Source organism: Vagococcus carniphilus, assembly GCF_014397115.1.
In the GTDB taxonomy this organism is placed as follows: Bacteria; Bacillota; Bacilli; order Lactobacillales; family Vagococcaceae; genus Vagococcus; species Vagococcus carniphilus.
In genome coordinates, this window is the sequence record NZ_CP060722.1 from 16,372 (window position 1) to 33,194 (window position 16,823).

The following is a 16,823-nucleotide window of genomic DNA, read 5'->3' on the forward strand; positions in this document are numbered from 1 at the left end:
CTAAAGTTTCCAAAACTTCAGAGGCATATGAAAACGAGAATTAGTTAATATTTGAAACAGGTTATTAATTTTTGATAGGCTTAGAATTAGACCTTAACAATCGAAGTCCATTCAAAATAACAACCAATGTACTTCCTTCATGAATAATGACACTGATGCCAATATCCGTTAAGCCCAAGAAACTAACGACAATTAAAAAAGCAACAACGGCCATTGAAAAAATAATATTCTGCCAAATAACACGGTTCATTTTCGAAGAAATATTATGAGATTGTACCAATTTTGATAAATTGTTTTGCATTAAAACTAAATCAGATACCTCTACTGCCACATCAGTCCCATCTCCCATAGCGATTCCCACATCTGCATTAACAAGAGCAGGAGCATCATTTACACCGTCTCCAACCATGGCGGTCACACCGTATTTTTCTTTTTGTTCGTCTATTATTCTGGATTTGTCTTCCGGCATGACATTTGCAATCACTTCATCTATTCCCAATTGTTTAGCAACCGCTTTTCCCGTCATTTCTGAGTCACCAGTAATTAATGTGGTGTGTATACCTTGTTTTCTGAAATACTCAATGGTTGCTTTTGCATGTTCACTTGGAATGTCCATGAGGGCAATAAGGCCTAGAACCTCTTCATCTACTGCTACGTACACGACTGTCTTACCTTCTGAAGCCCATTCATTATTTAAACGACTATACTCATCTGAAACATCATCAAACGAAGTCGGTTTTCCTATACGATAATTTCTCCCTTTGTAATCTCCTGTCAATCCTTTACCAATCTGGTTTTCTACATCAATAGTTAGTTTGTTTTTTTGCTCAAACTTTCTTAGAATAGCATCTGCTAAAGGGTGATTGGATTCTTTTTCAAGAGCTACTACGATATCAATCATGTTTTCTTCGTTCACGGAATCAGCAAAATAATAATTGGTTACTTCAGGTTTTCCTTTGGTCAAGGTGCCCGTCTTATCAAATGCAATTGCTTTAATATCGGCTAATTGAGACAGGTAAGAACTACCTTTTGAAAGGACTCCTTTTTTGGCTAAATTAGAAGTCGTCGATAGCGTTGCCGAGACAGTAGCTGCTGCTAAAGCACACGGTGAAGCTGCCACTAAAAGGACCAATCCTCTATAGATACTTTGTGACCATGTCCAGTCTAGGAGAAAAGGAGCCAATAACATGAATAACGGAATGGCAATTAAAACAACTGTAACGTATTTCGGTTCAAATTTTTGGATTATACTCGCAGCTTTTGTTTGGTTGTCTTGGTTCTGGTTTACTAACTGTAAAATTTTTGAAAATACTGTATCTTTATTTTCTTTAGTGACTTCCATTGTGAAAGTACCTGTTCCATTGATTGTACTTCCGAAAACGTCGTCTCCTTTGGACTTCTCTTTTGGGATACTTTCTCCATTAATAGATGACTCATCAATGGACGTAGAGCCTGACAAAATGACGCCATCAATGGGGACTTGATCGCCATTCAATACTTGAAGTTGATCTCCCACTTTTAATTCACTGACGTCAACATTTTTTGTACTGCCATCAGGCTGGATTAACCGGGCAGTCGTTGGATTCATTTCGAGTAATTTCGTGATTTCTCGTTTACTTCTTCCTTCTGCATAATCTTCCAAAAAATGTGCACCAGAAAAAATAAGAATCAATAATGTACCTTCCCAAAAATTCCCCATTAAAGAAGCGCCAATGGCCGCTAATCCCATCAAAATGTGAGAGTTGGGCATGAACTTTTTTTGAACTTTGGAGTTCTCGATTGTTTCTCCAAGGCCTTCAAGAATAATGACATGATATCCTGCACTGATTGTAGCGATTGAGAATAAAATATTTCGCATTAACTGATAATCTTCATTCAAAAATAAAGCGATCACCGCTAAGGCTAAACCAATAAAGTATAAAACGATTGGCATTTTTCCGTGTTCATGGTCATGGTCGTGGTTGTGATTATGTTTTTCTTGAGATTGTTGTTCTTCGATAGTTTCCATTTTTATCACCTTCCTATATAATTCCTTTGATTTCCATTCATTTACTTATTAAATCACACAAATTCCCACTAAAAGAAGAGAAGTATTCATGTAATTTCCATTGTCTCTGACTCCTTTCAGTTGTCCCATATGTAAATCGGAATCTTTACGTTTTACATATGAATAACAAATCATATGTTTACAAAATCATATTAACTCACTGTATGAGTTTTGTCAAGACAAGATGCTTCTTATTCAAATGGACTACTATTGCTGATACAAAAGTCTTAATTTTGTCTATAAACTAAAAACTTGCATCGTTTTACCCATGTGGTATTATATATATGAACAGAAAATCATATGAGAGGAATAAGAGCATATGGATACATCAACATCTTCGCCAATCAATAAAGAGAAGATTCAATCAATAAGCAAATTATTCAAAGTGATTAGTGACCCTACACGCTTGTCGATTCTCTTTCTCTTACAGAAAAAAGAACTCAGTGTTGGAAACATTGTGCTTGCATTGGATATGGAACAGTCCGCGATTTCACACCAACTAAAAATATTGAAAGATTCGCATTTAGTGAAGGCAAGGAGAGAAGGGAAAAGCATGGTTTACAGTCTTGATGATCTTCATGTTTTCAGTATTCTCGAACAAGTCTTAACTCATATCAACGAACTAGAACAATAAAAGCTAATAAGGTATAAAACTAAATAGAGGTTTTTAAAATTTCAAAGTCAGAGAAACAAGAAAATCACTCGCACCAAAATCAACCGAATAAGAATATTAAAATTGCTTTTTTCATCAACTTTATTTTTTCCATGATTGAATTTTTCTTTGGGTCTCTTTTCAATAGTGTGTCAATTATGTCCGACGCCGTTCATGATTTAGGAGATTCCATTTCTATTGGATTCGCTTGGTTTTTCCAGGGGTACTCAGAAAAGCAGCAAGATGAACAGTTCACTTTTGGTTATAACCGCTTTTCATTATTAGGGGCGTTGATAACTGGAGTAGTACTGATCGGCGGCTCATTTTTTATGATTTACCGAAGTATCCCACGTTTGATTGATCCGCAACCGGTTAATTACAGTGGCATGTTTTGGCTTTCACTCGTGGCTATTGGATTGAATGGATATGCGGCTTGGATTCTAAGCAAAGGGTCATCTAAAAACGAAGGCATGTTGAACCTGCATATGCTAGAAGATGTATTAGGGTGGATTGGGGTCTTGGTTGTGAGTATCGTAATGAACTTTACCGAGGCTTATCGATTGGATCCAATCTTATCGATTTTGATAGCACTCTATATCCTCTATAAAACTGTACCTGAATTTTTCAGTACAATGAAAATTTTATTGAACGGTTCGCCGGAAAATGTAAACGTAGAGAACCTGGCGAACTCCATTAACAATATTCCTGCTGTAAAGGACCTCTCTCATTTTCACATTTGGTCACTGGACGGAGAAGAAAATGCCCTTATCGTTACGGTTCTTATAGACTCTTCCGATATAAACAAGACTAGGGAAATCAAAGAAGAAATTGCAGAGCTTGCCCATACATCGGGTGTAAAGGATCATATCACAATAGAAATAACTACAAGTAAAGACGAACTGGAAAAAGGGTATGCTTATGGCAGTTAAAGTATTTATATATTGAAAAAAGGACTATTTTAAATCGAGTAGGAGACTAGTCAATTAATGGCTAGTCTCCTACTCGATTTATTAGTGCAAAGCACCCCTTAAATTTAATGCAAAATAAAATTACAATTTACAGCTAAAATCATATTAGGACAAATAGGTATACTTTATTGACCTATAAAAGATAGCAACTAAAAAAATCAAGTGTTCGCTACGCTCTCACTGCCCCTCGACGTTTTAGTAGCCTTTCCCTCACTTCGTTCAGTCCAAGCCAACTAAAAATTTTCGGGCTACTCTCTCCTTTACCCTAAAAAAATAAATCAAAACGCAGTCTTTTAATATCTTCTAGTTAATCAAACAAAAAACAAGAACGAAAAACAAAGGCCTCATCGTCGCAAAGAGGGTAAAAATCCCTTTAAGAGATTTTTACCCTCTTTGCGACGATGAGGTCTACTTGGAATTTCTTCTATCAAATTAAGCTTAAGTAAATTTTCAATCGCTCCATACATAGTTCCTGCTGCTACCTTAACTGATCCATCATTTAACTTATCAATTTCTTGAATAATAGCATATCCATGAACGGGTGTAGTTAAAACTAAAATAATATAAAAAAGTTCTTTCCGTTAAAGGTAAATATGGATTTCTAATCATACAAAGAAAGTCAAGTATTAGAAAAAAGTTCACTAGGATAATAGTCTAAGATTCTATTAAAAATGCAAAAGATCAAGTGTTCACTTCGCTCTCACTGCCCTCGACGTTTTAGTAGCCTTTCCGTAACTTCGTTCAGTCTAAGCCAACTAAAAGTTTTCGTGCTACTCTCTCCTTCACCCTAAAAAATAAATCGAGTTGTGTGTCTGTTTTCGGCCATTTTGATATCTTATTTAAACTTTCTTGAATAAATGTACGCTCTAAACGAGGTCACTGGAACATCTGTTTCAAGCCTTTCGTGTAAGAATGATGAAAAAGCTGCAATTAAAAGGGCTCAAAAATGAAGCACAGAAACTGAAAGTAAATTGGCGTTTCTTAACTAAAAACAGATGGAATATGAAAAAACTTGGTATAGTTTCCGTGCACCTAGATTCCCACTTCTTACAGAAAGTTTAGACGAAGAATTTAGAAAAAACTACAAAATTTACTCAAATATAACGAAGGTATACGAAGTGCATTGATTTATCCCCATACCAATGACAAAATAGAAGCTAAGAATACCCATATTAAACAATGAAACGTGTATCTTATGGATTTAAATCATTTGATAACATGAGCATTTTTTATTTGACTTCTAGTATTCTTTCTTCTTTTAACATAACTTTTTTCTTATTTATCTTCCAAATCTTGGATGGCCTCTTTTTTTTCTTCAAACCAAACTGCACCAACCAACTCTTGCCCAATTTCAAACGATAGCAATCCCCTGGTAGATCGGTAAAAGTGACTTGTCCGGTTTGATCTGTTAGTTCTTGATAGGCTTTTCCATTACGCCGCAGGGCTTTTTTCCCTTTTTTATCATAGAGTGCGATTGGCGTATGTTCTGCCACGCCTTCTAAGCAAACAGTGAAATCAAAACGCACTTTCCGCAATCGGTAACGGGCGATCACATGATATAATTGATAAATAGCGGCTAAGATCAACAGGGCCGTCCCCGCCAAGATAGCGATTTGTTTCAACTTACGAAAACGATCGCCTTTGACTTGTTTTTTCTCGGCAGCCGGTGTATATGGCACGCGTTTTCCTGTGACTAACAAACGGTGACTATTGATCATATAAGGGGTACAGGTCATGAGCGTCACCAAGTCTTGGCCTGGTTCGATCTTTAAAACCGAAGTCTGATCTGGCGTCACGACTTGGCTGTCAAACACTTCATAAGCCAAGGTTTCCCCTAAGACATTTAGCAGAAAAATATCACCGTTTTTAAGCTCCGGCAGATTGGTGAAGAGTTCCCGTTCTGGCAAGCCACGATGAGCCGAGATCACCGCATGGGTACTTGCGCCACCAACAGGAAAGGACGTGCCATCTAGGACCGTCGCGCCTTGTTCCAATAAATCATCATTGGTCGTATCAAACAGCGGTAACTCAATGGCCAAATCAGGAAGATTGATAGTCCCAATCAAATGCTTTTTGTAATAAGCAGCTGTAACCGTACCGCCATTCGGATTCGCAAACGGATCGGCACCCGGAGCTAACCCGCTTTCGCTCAATTTACTATTTTCTTCCGCCAGTCGCTTGCGTTCGGCTTCAAATTCTTTCTGGCTTTCCTTCAAATAGCGATCGACGCGCACTTGATCGATCACATTATTCAACGCATCGACATAAAAGGGATAGAGCATGGTCAAGACGCCAACCATAAAAATGAGGATGATCGCAATTTGCGAGATCACTTGCCGATTTTTCTTCATTTTTTCGCTCCATTCTCCAGATAATAAGTAACTTTCTTACCTTGCTTTTTCTTCGTGACGCGGCTTAAAACAAACTGCCGATCTTTTAAACGGCGGACCTTGCCCTTAACTGGTTTTGTCGACCCATCGATCGCCTTGGCATAATAACGACCCCCTCTGATCTCAGGGAAAGACACCCATCCATCCACCTGGCTTACAGCAACTGGTTGGTTAGTGACATCTGTTGCCCAGCGTTTTTTACGGACTAAGGTAAAAGTCACGCCTGCTTTGGGTTGACCATTTTCCAATAAGTAAAAACAAAAGTCATAACTGTGTTTGCCACTTTGATAATAGACGAACTTGCGATACATCCAATAGAAAATCATGGCAAAGAAAAGCGGGATCAGTAGTAAATACAAGCGAAAACGCCGTTCGACCGCTTTTTTGGTACTGGTCACTTCCTCCGCCATTTCCTCCACATAAGGCACACGGTGTCCAGTGACTAATAAACGATGGGTATTGATGCCATAAGGTGTACAAGTCAATAAGGTCACCAAGTCCCGCCCCGGTTGGATGACCACTTTGTCGATATCCGACGGTAAAACGATCTGGATGTCATCGACCGCATAAGCCAATTTTTTCCCAGCAATGGTCAAATAAAAATCATCGCCAATCACCAACTTTTCTAAATCTGTAAAAAGTTTACGTTCCGTCAAGCCACTGTGGCCTGAGATCACCGAATGGGTACTATCGCCACCGATCGGATAAGACGTTCCTTGTAAAATCGTCGCGCCTTTTTCCAAAAGAGCAGCATTGGTTTCATCAAATAAAGGTAAGCTGACCGAAATTTTTGGAATATAGATAGCACCCACGGTATGCTCTTTATAATAGGCTTTACCCGGATCTTTGGCATCATCGACCTCATTTTCAAACGGGTCTTCTACCAGTCCCATGCCAGGAATATTGGTCATGTTCTTACTTTCAGCTAGCTCTTTATTTTTTTCGGCCATTTCTTGGTGCCTTTTTGCTTGTTCTTTGGTATTTGTTGCGGCCATCTCAGCCAAGTTTTTTTCCATCATCTTTTGGTCATAATAGGAATTCACCGCATTGGCCAAAAAGGGATAGCTGAAAATAATGGCACCGGTCGTAAATAAAATCGCCATTAGCAGTTTTAAAATCAAATTGATCCGTTCATTTTTTTGGCGCTGATCCATGCTTGCACCTCCTTCTCCCTATTTAAAAGAAAGAAAAGGCAACTTCAAGAAATGAAGCTGCCTTTTGCTATTTTAAAACTATATCTTAGACTTCAGCTTGTGTTTTAGATTTCTTGAACCAAGCGTAAGCACCGATCATAAGAGCAGCACCGATAAGTAAGAAGGCATAGATCCCGTTACCACCTGTTGATGGAAGCAGACCTTTAGGCGTGTTAAGAACAGACTTTAGTTCTTGACTGCCATATTGACCGTGTTCAACAGTGAAATCGACATCTTCATCAAGTAACACATATTTATCACTTGAAGTCGCTTTTTCTTCTAATTGATAGTCACCATTTTTCAAACCAATTACTTTCAACTCACCTTTGTCGTCAGAAACGATTTTCGTTGCTTTTGCTTCATCAGTCGTCCATTCTTTAAAGATATATTCACCTTTAGTGTTTTTAGCATCTTCAAATATTGCAAAGTTAGAGCCTTGTTTTACGACAAATTCCGCACCAGATAAGGTTGCACCAGATTGCGAATCTTTTTTGACGAATTTATAACCACCTGTACCAAATTGCGTTGGAGGTGTAATTTTATCTTGAGGGTTGTTACCAATTGTTACTTGGGCACTATTGTTTACTAAATCGTCAGGATTTACTTCAGCAGTTAATTTCATTTTGTAAGTAGCAATCAATTGACTACCAGCTAATTTTCCTACATTTTCACTTTGTTTCAAAGTAACAGTAAATCCGCCAGTTGCAGAATCTTCAGCTAATTCATAGTCAGTTCCAGCTACTAAACCAGTTGCTGCAAAAGAATCTTTTACATAAGCAAGTCCAGCAGTTGGCGTATCAGTTACAGAGTAAGTGACGCCATCTTCCAGAATGTCCGCAGGAATATTTAAAGTTAATTTATATTCGATTTCATCGCCAGTTGTAAGGTTATGATATAAAACATTTCCATCAGCACCCTTAACTTCAGTGAACTTATCTAAATTGGCAACTTCTTTTTTATCAGTCTTGGTTTCGTTCTTTGGATAGACTTGAACGTTGGTATTGATTGTATCTGAATATTTGCCATCTTTAAACGTATAGATTGGCATTGCTAAAACGATTGGAGCGGCTTTTGTCGTTACGGAAACATTGCCTGGCGTGCTTGTTTCAACAAACATATAGACTTTATCTTTGTCACCGTCTTTTAAAGCAAGTCCTTCAAAAGTTGTTTGACCATTGGCATCCGTTTTTTGTTCTGCTTTTGCTACAGTTGTGTAATCTGACGCATTATCAGCAATTTCTTTTGTTGCTTCTGCTTGTGACTTACCATCTGCAATCAGAGCAAGATAAGCATCTGTTACATCATAGGCTGTAAAGCCGGCTCCTTCAAGTGGATCTCCACCAAAGTCCATTTCTTCCCCAGTATTTTGCATGGAACCTTGTGCTGGAGCTTCGCCATCTTTCCAGATTCGTTTGTTGATCGTTACATTTGTCGTTGTTGCTTCAGCAGCACTTACTGTTTTCGCACCAAACACGCCGGTGAATAAAGGCACTACAAGTAGTGCTGCAAAAAGTGTTTTCCATAATTTCTTCATTTTCTAATTCCTCCTTTATTTTTTGTACAATATTCCAATAGACCTTAGTCTTTTATACCTTTGATTAATTGTTTCGTACAGAGTGTTTCCGCCATAAAATGATCGCCGTACCGATCAAAAGAATCCCCAATATACCTAGGAAGGATTTTGCTTCACCTGTTTGTGGAAAGCGTTTCTTCGGTTTACTTGGTTTTTTAGGTTTAGTTGGTGTCACTGGCTTTTCAACGATTGTTCCCACATTTTTAGGATAAAGGTGAACGGTAGCTAATTCTTTGTCCGTATAGGTTTTACCGTCTGTGCTCATTTCATATACTGGTAAAGCCACTACTAAGGGTTCGGCCGCTTTTTCGACTTTTACCTTTTCAGGATCAGGCAATGCCGTTTCAACAATCAGGTAAACCGCATTTTTACCGCCACTGCTTTTAGGTAGTTGGGTAAATTTGATTGTGCCTTTTTCATCAGTCAGGCCTTGTTCTCTGATAATTTTTTGATAATCAGCAACATTTTCTTGAATCATTTGAATAGTTGTTGTTTCGTCAGAGCCTTTGACCAATTTATAATAATCCTCTGTAATGTCATAAATCGTAAAGCCGACCCCTTCGATTGGATCTTTGATATCTTGATCGGCCGCTCCCGTATTTTGAATAGCTGCATCAGGTGCTTGGTCCCACAATTGTTTGTGGATCACAATATCGATCGTCCCGTCATCCGCAAAGGCTTGTTGCCCCGTAAAGATCCCTACCAGCAAAGTTGAAAGAAGTAAGGTGATTTTGATGAACAATGATTTATTCTTCATCTTAGTTCAACTCCTTTCGATTACGGTAGAAGTAGCAGATCGTAAGAGCACCTGCTGCTGTGACAAGAGCTAAGGCTACTATGATGAAAGTCTGTATACCTGATCCGCCGGTTGCTGGCAGTTGTCCTTTGGGTGTATTAGCAACCGTCAATTCGATGATGTTATTGTCCTCATCTTTTAGATTTACTTTGATAGCATCTTTATCAAGATCCTTACCATCATAAGTCACGTCGCCGACAGTTCCGTCCGCATTTATAGTGACCTCGAAAGTCCCTTCTAAAAGGACAAACCCTTCTGGTGCTTTCGTTTCTTTGATAACGTAAGTTCCTGGACGAACACCGTAATGATTACCCGAAGCATCTAAAAACTGACCCGTTCCTTCATCATTGGTCTTCAGAGTAGCCAAAATCGTATTGGAATCCTCTTTTGTGGCTAAGCTGAATTCAGTATCTGCTAATGGTTTGTTGCTTTGCGAGTTCTTTTTAAGAATTGAAAAGTCAAAATCACGCAGTTCATTGTATTTGATTAAAACAATCTTATTATCACTCGTTAAATAGAAACCATCTGTCGTTGGTTTTGAGTTAGCGGTGATTTCTTTGCCATTTGCATCAAGTAGTTTCCCAGCGCTATCGATTTGGAACTTAAAGACTGTATCGTCTTTCTTATAGCCTGTCGGTACCTTCGTTTCTTCCAAGCTGTAATAGCCTGGTGCCAGGCTAGCAAAAGATTTGGCATCATTTCCGATCAAATCATCACCGACAACTTCACCATCATTCGTCCACTTATCGCCATATTGCTTCAACGTGAACTTCGCACCGTCTAATGTTTTACCACTATCTTTATTATATTTTTCAACCAATAAAGGACGTTTGGTAAACTCATTTTCAATGGTGTACTTGATAGTGTTGTCTTTGATTTCAATACCCGGTACAGCATCGTTGATGGTTACTTTACCTTCTGCACTAACGTTGACTTTCCAACTAGTTGTAGTAGCCGTATGTCCAGCTGGTGGTGTAACTTCTGTCAATGTATACTCAGTATTTAATTGCAGCTTGTACTTATCATCAGACAACGTATAGGTTCCATCCCCGTTGTCCTTAAGTTCAACGCCTGCATTTGGCAAACTACCTCCACTTAGTTTAAAGACTGCTCCTTTAAGAGGTGTCTTTCCTTGATCAGAAATTTTAGTGATCTCTAAAGCAAGTGGTGTGTAGATTTTTTTATTGGTCCAAATGGTTGTAGCAGCATTACTTGAAGATTCATAGCCATTGACCGTTGCTTCTTCAAAGCTATAAGCAAAATCTTTCCCTTTATTGTTGAATTGTGGCAACCAAAGCGATTCAGTAGCTCCTTGTGTTTCGGCTACTTTTTCAATATTGGTCTTTTCCCAGACATTAGTATCTGTAGCAACATCGCTTTTAGAAAGACGAATAAAACCTTGCTTCCAAGAATTGCTCTCTGTGGTATCTTTTCGGTTCAAGGTGAAATCAAGAGAATCGGGACGTTTACTCGTATCCTTATCGTATTCTTCCCAAATCTTTTTCAGATCAAGTTTCACCCCCGGTGCCTTTGCGGAAGGAACGCCAAAGTCTACTTTATTATCCGGATTGTCTCCGTTTGGTGTCAAAGTTGTTTGACCATTCATCGGATACCATTTTTCCGGCGTGAAATCTTTATCTTCTGTATTGATACGCACTTGATAATGGATCTGAATTTCTTGATCTTTGCCTAAGTTCAACTCAGTAGTGGTCACTTTACCATTCGACTGGTTTACGGTCGGTAAATTCGTTACAGCACTATTCCCTGTACTGATGCTCTTCACAGTTGGAGTGCCTTCATAAGAGAACTGATCACCCAAAGAATCATTGATCGAACCATTGACTATGGTGTTGAAAGATTTCACTACATTTTTAGCTTGTTCATTCAAATAATCAGAAACATCGTCTGTTGTTTCAGCATCTTTGTATTTACCCGGTGTAGCGATAAGACTTGCTCTATCGCGAACTTGTTGTTCAGTTAAAAAATCTCTATCCTTACTCAGCTGAATTCCCAGCGTGTGGATAGTTAAGCCCGCATCTTTGGCGATTTTAGCTGCTCCTAATGTGGCCGGCCAAGTACTATCAATATTTGTTCTATTTCCCCAAGAACCAACCGCATAACTACTATTGAGTTTAGAGGTAGTGCCTGGTTCATCCAATCCATTACCAAATTCAGTAGCATAGGTAGTCCCATCAATCGTTTGCGCAGCGGTTACCTTCTTAGAAAAAGTAGGAACCCCATCGGTCAATACGATCATCATTTTGTTTTCATTGGAGCTTCCCGCAAGCATCTGCTGACCTTGCTCGATCCCGATTTGAGTGTAAGTGCCTCCTGTAAATTTTGGTTTTAAAGTATCATTGATTGCATTTATATGACTAGTATCCGAAACTTTACCTATCGGTACAGTAAGATAACCGTTAGCCCCTGTTACATATCCTGGACTAGAAAATCCGACTAAACCAACCTTGACGTAATCCCCAATGCCTGCGTCTTTAATGGTTTGCAAGAAATTTTTCACACCATTTCTGGCTGCACCAGCACGATCATTCCATCCGTTACTTCGACTCGATTCCATACTTCCTGACATATCCACTACCAAAACAATATCAACTGGTTTGATATCTTGTTGCTTATTACCTTTTACATTCAAATAAACGTCGTAAAGCCCTGGTTCACTCGCTTCTTTGGCATACTTACGAATGGCAAAATCTGTTTGTTTTTCACCATACTGGATATAAGAATGCGTTGTGTCCGATGGATCGCCATTCCAGCTAGTTACACCATCCCAAGTGGCAAAGTTGCGTTCCTTGTTCCCTTGGTGGTTGATCACATTTGTTTGCCCAGCTGGTTGCCAGCTATTAGTCGGATAAGTTCCTTTTGTGGCATCTGTCTTATATTCTGGCGCAATATTGCTGTAATTAATGGAAGAAAATGCACTTATTCCACTAAGATATTCAAGTTTGCTAGCGCCCACTGTTGCCAGCGAGGCATTTATCTCAGACGACGTTGCTTCACTGGCTTCTTCCGTTTGTGTCGTCGTTTCGGTCGCTTGGCTACTAGTGGTTTCTTCAGCTGTTGTCTGAGAAGTAGCACTTACTTCTGTCGTTTTTTGTGTAGCCACTGCTGGTAATTTCAACGCATGCGGACCTTCTACCGCACTAGTCAAAATATTCTTGTTAATAGTGACAGCTTGTGTTTCATCCGTTTTTGTTGCATCGGCTTGAATTTCAAGAGCTACCTTGGAGACATTTAGCACCGTTGTAAATGAAAGAGAACCCTGCGATTGTTTCGAAAAATCTTTTTCCGCAAACCATTGGTCATCATTAGTAGCAAAACTGGCATCTTCATTAAAAGCTATTGCTTCTCCATCAGCCGTCACTTTGAATTTCAGTGCTTGATCATTGCCATCACTTGCGACATCTTTTTCATACTGTAATTTCCAATTTAAAGAATTTCCATCTGATGAAACAGAGGAACTGACTTTTAAACCTGATTGATCTACGATTTTATCCGGCTGAGTTTCTATAGCCTGTGCGATACTCGAATAAGCAGTCAAGATTGGCGGGATAAAGCCCATCAAAATAGCAACCATCATAAACCAGACCGATTTTTTCTTCTTCATTTCTTCCCTCCTCAAAAAAACATGATATCTATTCTTAAACAAAATTTAAATAGCACTACCTAAGATTTTATACTTCCATCTTAATTATAAACAATTTATAGCGCTAATACTACTATTATCTCTTTCACATTCCTATGCTTTGCTGTATCCGCCACTGTTTCCATGCAACTTTTATGATGTCTTGATAATAAATGACTACTCTAAGAAGAAGCGCACCCACGACTAAACTGAAAACGAGCCGTAACACTAAGGAAAAATCTTTTCCAATATCTTCAACTCACTTGAGAAGGCGCTTACCCTTCAATTCCGATTTTCACAGAGATATTGTCTAGCAGAAATAAAAATGGATAGGTCGCTTTTATCGTATAAGGTACCGTATCTCCAAACACTTCTTTTTACCCTAATGATGAATTTTGTATCATATACTAGCCTTGAAATTGTTTATTTGAGTAATCTTTGAGCTCTGCAACTACTTCAGCTGTCAATCTACTTTTCTGTTCAATCTGATAATTGACTTGTTAGTGATAAATAGTGATTGTTTGAATTCGATATCCGAAGACAACAACACTCAAAAAAACGTTACAACCTTGTTGAACATCATGATGTTCAACAAGCTATCTTGCTATACAAGGATGTTTTAGAAACGAAAACAATAATTTGACACTAATCCATTTAAGAATGCTGCTTGAGAAATTTTTATCAAATGACACTACTCAAATTCCTAAAATCGATATCACTAAAGCCCTGGCTCTTATAAATCAAATCATAAGAAGCCACGTACCCGACTTCTTATGATTTCCAATTTTTCGCAGACTTTATGACCCCATTATCTATTGACCAGCTGCAAATAGTTAGTCAAAAACTACTTGCTGTTGACTTCAATGTCATGGACTCATTCAACCATTTTTACAAGAAATATTACCCTATCTGCTTGGGAAACTTATCTGACTGCTTAATGGACTTAGGGTACTTTGAAGAATCAAAACTCATATTGGAAAAACTAGCTTTCGTAGCAGACCATGTGGACTCTATCGAATTAAAAATGTGGGCACAATACCTAACAAACGTACTAAATATTTACATGGATGATCAACTTAATGAAAAACAGAATCGATTAAATAAATTAAATAAAATCGTAACAAATTGGCACAATTTATTGCCATCCAGTCATTTGGTAGAAGGTCTACACGGCGCTTTCCAACCTTTATCTGACAGAAACGTTGATCGTCCAAACAACATTCATATTCCACCTGTATACATTTTAAAGCCATAGGAAAAAGCCTAGTATCTATTGCTAGGCTCTTTTGTATACCTCTACACGTTCATTTCCTTCTTCCAGCATTCATAAGACTCAACAGTTGCACTTTTTTTCATTCTCCTACAAATTCCACTAAACAACGACCACTTATAGTCATCCAAAATAGCAGTACCTACTCCCCCTACTCCTAAGAAAAACACTAAGAGCAAAGACAAAAATAGCATCAGATTCGTCCACAATGACAAAAGAACAAGCAAAAAAGAAAATAATCCGGCCGTAATAAAAGAAAGAATCAGAATACCATAATAGATTTTCAAAAGAACAGCCCATTCTTTGATCCTATTAAGCTCAGCTATTTCCTCCTCAATCATTCATCAATCCACCTGCTCTTTCTTCTTCTTGGGATCAATACTCTTTAAGAACTTCTCCTCCAACACCAATAAATGACGATAAACATCATCCATCGACCAGCCTGAAGAAAGACTAAGACAATACAAAAAATCACAAGGCAACGTCTTTACGGTACGGTTTCTTGTTACCCAGCTTGCTACTGTACTCTGCTTATAGCCATGTATTTCACAAAATTGCTCTACTGTCATCCCTAACCGCGAAATAATAAACACATTGATCGGGTAGGGATATACAAAGGTATTGATACTCATAGTCAGAAAGACCTCCCGCCATATTATTACGTTTGCGATAATAGTACTACTCTTTCTTAAAACCAGCAAGCAAGGCGGAGAAAAAGAAGAACGTATCATAGATATAATGTAATAGGCAATTTGCACCTTTTAATTTCAGCCTGTATCGATCATGAACAGATCTGTTTGCACGCCGATCTTATTGGGATCTATCAAGCGTTTCAGTGCTGTCTGGATAAACGTGTATTCTTTTCCAAAAGCTTCTGAGATCGCAGCGAAATAAGCCCCCCGGCTTTCTTTTTTTAGCCGGATAACGAAGCGCATCAATCCATGTATCGAAGCTAACATAATACCCCCATTACGACCAGCACGAACACGAAAATGAATTTTGTTCTCTTCTCTTAACTGCTTCAGTACTTTGTCCAGGGAACGTTTTGGGATCTTTAAACGTTCAGTTAACTCTTTTTTTGTAGAAATAATGTATGGTTGTTCTTCATAGGATTGCTCATTCAAATAGGACAGTAGATCTTCTGCCCATTCATGACTATGTGAATACTTGCGAACAGCTCTTTCTTTCTTGAATTTCCACCAACCCCGTTTTTTGTTGAATAGTTGCTCTTCAGAAAGATTGGCATCGACCCACTCTTGGCATAATAGGACAATTTTTTCTCTGTGCGCTGCTTGATATTTTCCGGAGTAAGCGGAACGAATGATTCTGGTTAATTCTCGATCAGATAAAGGGTTAGCCAAGCGGTCATTGAATTCTAACATCGTCAATTCACATGCTTCTACTTCGTATCCTGACGAAAAGTATGCCAAAGACAAGGTGAATATGACATTATTTCGACCGTATACGCCCTTTTCACCTTGTATTTTTTGACTTTTTAGCAACAGCTGGAACCAGGGTTCATCGACTTGACGAAATTCTTGAGTAGATGGTAATACAAAAACGTTCTTGATCTCCGCTTTTTTGTCCGCATCTTCTCTCATTGACCAGTCGATCCATTCTTCGAAACTATAACAATACTGTGGTTCAAAGAATAAAACATTCTCTTCAGAAGGCATCCTTGTGATCCCAAAATGATTGGCATTTACATCAACTGGAAACCGATAATCATTTGAAAATTTGTTTCTTAGATTTTTTGAGATCATTTTGGCCACATTGATCACTTTAAAATTTGATTTCTTCGTCACGTATGCAGGCTTGTCTAGTACATAGAAAGCTTGAAATCCATGCGGTGTACGTAGAATCATTGTCGGCATAAAGCCGATCTCGTGACTGGCCAAGATAATTTCTCCATAGTCAAAGTTTGGATCCAATGTGTCAAAATCAACAAAGAATGTATTGATTTGACGTAAATTGTCCTCAGAATGGCCTTTTGTAAACATTCTGGCTTCATCAGCATACGTTCCATAGCGAAATACATTTGGTGTCCAATGAGTGAATCGATTATTGTTTTCGATCACCCCTTCTTCTGAAGTGATCACTAGTCCAATCCCCTCGATCATGTGTTCCTTTGAACGGTACGCAAAAATAGCCCCCTTCCCCGACTGATCACTAAAAGAGACCGGTTTTAGGTGGCTGTTTTTATATTTGAATTTACGGATACCATTTTGTAATACCGTCGAATATACGACATCCAAAGAAGCTGCCATGACTGTTATTCCTTCCCAAACTAAAAG

At 38.5% G+C, this 16,823-nt stretch carries 12 protein-coding genes and 2 pseudogenes; 4 read left to right on the plus strand and 10 right to left on the minus strand.

What is annotated here, in order from left to right:
• Positions 1-64 precede the first annotated feature (64 nt).
• A complete protein-coding gene (locus H9L18_RS15125) occupies positions 65-2,008 on the minus strand; it encodes a heavy metal translocating P-type ATPase (protein WP_185847538.1) in 1,944 nt (647 codons plus the stop codon).
• Between the two features lie 358 nt (positions 2,009-2,366).
• Between H9L18_RS15125 and H9L18_RS15130 the strand changes: the two genes are divergently transcribed.
• Positions 2,367-2,681, plus strand: a complete 315-nt coding sequence (locus H9L18_RS15130) for an ArsR/SmtB family transcription factor (RefSeq protein ID WP_073294632.1) — start codon at positions 2,367-2,369, stop codon at positions 2,679-2,681.
• A 95-nt stretch (positions 2,682-2,776) separates the two neighbouring features.
• On the plus strand, positions 2,777-3,628 hold the full coding sequence (locus H9L18_RS15135) for a cation diffusion facilitator family transporter (RefSeq protein WP_246433345.1): 852 nt from the start codon (positions 2,777-2,779) through the stop codon (positions 3,626-3,628).
• 383 nt (positions 3,629-4,011) lie between these two features.
• On the opposite strand, the pseudogene H9L18_RS15140 reads toward H9L18_RS15135, so the two are convergent.
• Positions 4,012-4,276: pseudogene (locus tag H9L18_RS15140) on the minus strand (PadR family transcriptional regulator).
• A gap of 270 nt (positions 4,277-4,546) precedes the next feature.
• On the opposite strand from H9L18_RS15140, the pseudogene H9L18_RS15470 reads away from it, so the two are divergent.
• A pseudogene (locus H9L18_RS15470) lies at positions 4,547-4,894 on the plus strand (transposase); the annotation flags it as partial.
• A 2-nt stretch (positions 4,895-4,896) separates the two neighbouring features.
• On the opposite strand, the gene H9L18_RS15145 reads toward H9L18_RS15470, so the two are convergent.
• The 5 genes from H9L18_RS15145 to H9L18_RS15165 form a co-directional block, all read right to left on the minus strand.
• Positions 4,897-6,018: a class C sortase gene (locus tag H9L18_RS15145; protein ID WP_010784089.1), complete on the minus strand. Its 1,122-nt coding sequence runs from the start codon at positions 6,016-6,018 to the stop codon at positions 4,897-4,899.
• Complete coding sequence (locus H9L18_RS15150; protein ID WP_126796415.1) at positions 6,015-7,211, minus strand: class C sortase; 1,197 nt, start codon at positions 7,209-7,211, stop codon at positions 6,015-6,017. Before H9L18_RS15150 ends, H9L18_RS15145 begins: the two co-directional genes overlap by 4 nt.
• 85 nt (positions 7,212-7,296) lie before the next feature.
• Positions 7,297-8,784, minus strand: coding sequence for a SpaH/EbpB family LPXTG-anchored major pilin (locus H9L18_RS15155; RefSeq protein ID WP_010826344.1), 1,488 nt, complete (start codon positions 8,782-8,784; stop codon positions 7,297-7,299).
• A gap of 64 nt (positions 8,785-8,848) precedes the next feature.
• Positions 8,849-9,580 (minus strand): pilin N-terminal domain-containing protein, encoded by a 732-nt coding sequence (locus H9L18_RS15160; protein ID WP_071130052.1) that lies wholly within the window; start codon positions 9,578-9,580, stop codon positions 8,849-8,851.
• A 1-nt stretch (position 9,581) separates the two neighbouring features.
• Complete coding sequence (locus H9L18_RS15165) at positions 9,582-13,241, minus strand: SpaA isopeptide-forming pilin-related protein (protein ID WP_126796417.1); 3,660 nt, start codon at positions 13,239-13,241, stop codon at positions 9,582-9,584.
• Positions 13,242-14,058: 817 nt separating this feature from the next.
• Between H9L18_RS15165 and H9L18_RS15475 the strand changes: the two genes are divergently transcribed.
• Positions 14,059-14,514 (plus strand): hypothetical protein, encoded by a 456-nt coding sequence (locus tag H9L18_RS15475; protein ID WP_243638027.1) that lies wholly within the window; start codon positions 14,059-14,061, stop codon positions 14,512-14,514.
• Between the two features lie 41 nt (positions 14,515-14,555).
• Here H9L18_RS15475 and H9L18_RS15175 read toward each other — a convergent pair whose 3' ends face one another.
• From H9L18_RS15175 to H9L18_RS15185, 3 genes are all read right to left on the minus strand, one after another.
• Positions 14,556-14,870 carry a hypothetical protein gene (locus H9L18_RS15175; protein ID WP_126796420.1) on the minus strand — a complete coding sequence of 105 codons (315 nt, stop codon included), beginning with the start codon at positions 14,868-14,870 and terminating at the stop codon, positions 14,556-14,558.
• A gap of 3 nt (positions 14,871-14,873) precedes the next feature.
• Positions 14,874-15,161: a type III secretion system protein PrgN gene (locus H9L18_RS15180; RefSeq protein WP_126796422.1), complete on the minus strand. Its 288-nt coding sequence runs from the start codon at positions 15,159-15,161 to the stop codon at positions 14,874-14,876.
• Positions 15,162-15,296: 135 nt separating this feature from the next.
• A complete protein-coding gene (locus tag H9L18_RS15185; protein ID WP_126796424.1) occupies positions 15,297-16,796 on the minus strand; it encodes a primase C-terminal domain-containing protein in 1,500 nt (499 codons plus the stop codon).
• Between the last annotated feature and the right edge of the window lie 27 nt (positions 16,797-16,823).

Excerpts from the sequence above, each read along its gene's own strand:
- H9L18_RS15175 (WP_126796420.1), bottom strand. The coding sequence starts at position 14,870 with ATGATTGAGGAGGAAATAGCTGAGCTTAATAGGATCAAAGAATGGGCT.
- H9L18_RS15165 (WP_126796417.1), bottom strand. The coding sequence starts at position 13,241 with ATGAAGAAGAAAAAATCGGTCTGGTTTATGATGGTTGCTATTTTGATG.
- H9L18_RS15475 (WP_243638027.1), top strand. The coding sequence starts at position 14,059 with ATGACCCCATTATCTATTGACCAGCTGCAAATAGTTAGTCAAAAACTA.
- H9L18_RS15125 (WP_185847538.1), bottom strand. The coding sequence starts at position 2,008 with ATGGAAACTATCGAAGAACAACAATCTCAAGAAAAACATAATCACAAC.
- H9L18_RS15145 (WP_010784089.1), bottom strand. The coding sequence starts at position 6,018 with ATGAAGAAAAATCGGCAAGTGATCTCGCAAATTGCGATCATCCTCATT.
- H9L18_RS15155 (WP_010826344.1), bottom strand. The coding sequence starts at position 8,784 with ATGAAGAAATTATGGAAAACACTTTTTGCAGCACTACTTGTAGTGCCT.
- H9L18_RS15150 (WP_126796415.1), bottom strand. The coding sequence starts at position 7,211 with ATGGATCAGCGCCAAAAAAATGAACGGATCAATTTGATTTTAAAACTG.
- H9L18_RS15160 (WP_071130052.1), bottom strand. The coding sequence starts at position 9,580 with ATGAAGAATAAATCATTGTTCATCAAAATCACCTTACTTCTTTCAACT.
- H9L18_RS15185 (WP_126796424.1), bottom strand. The coding sequence starts at position 16,796 with ATGGCAGCTTCTTTGGATGTCGTATATTCGACGGTATTACAAAATGGT.
- H9L18_RS15180 (WP_126796422.1), bottom strand. The coding sequence starts at position 15,161 with ATGAGTATCAATACCTTTGTATATCCCTACCCGATCAATGTGTTTATT.
- H9L18_RS15130 (WP_073294632.1), top strand. The coding sequence starts at position 2,367 with ATGGATACATCAACATCTTCGCCAATCAATAAAGAGAAGATTCAATCA.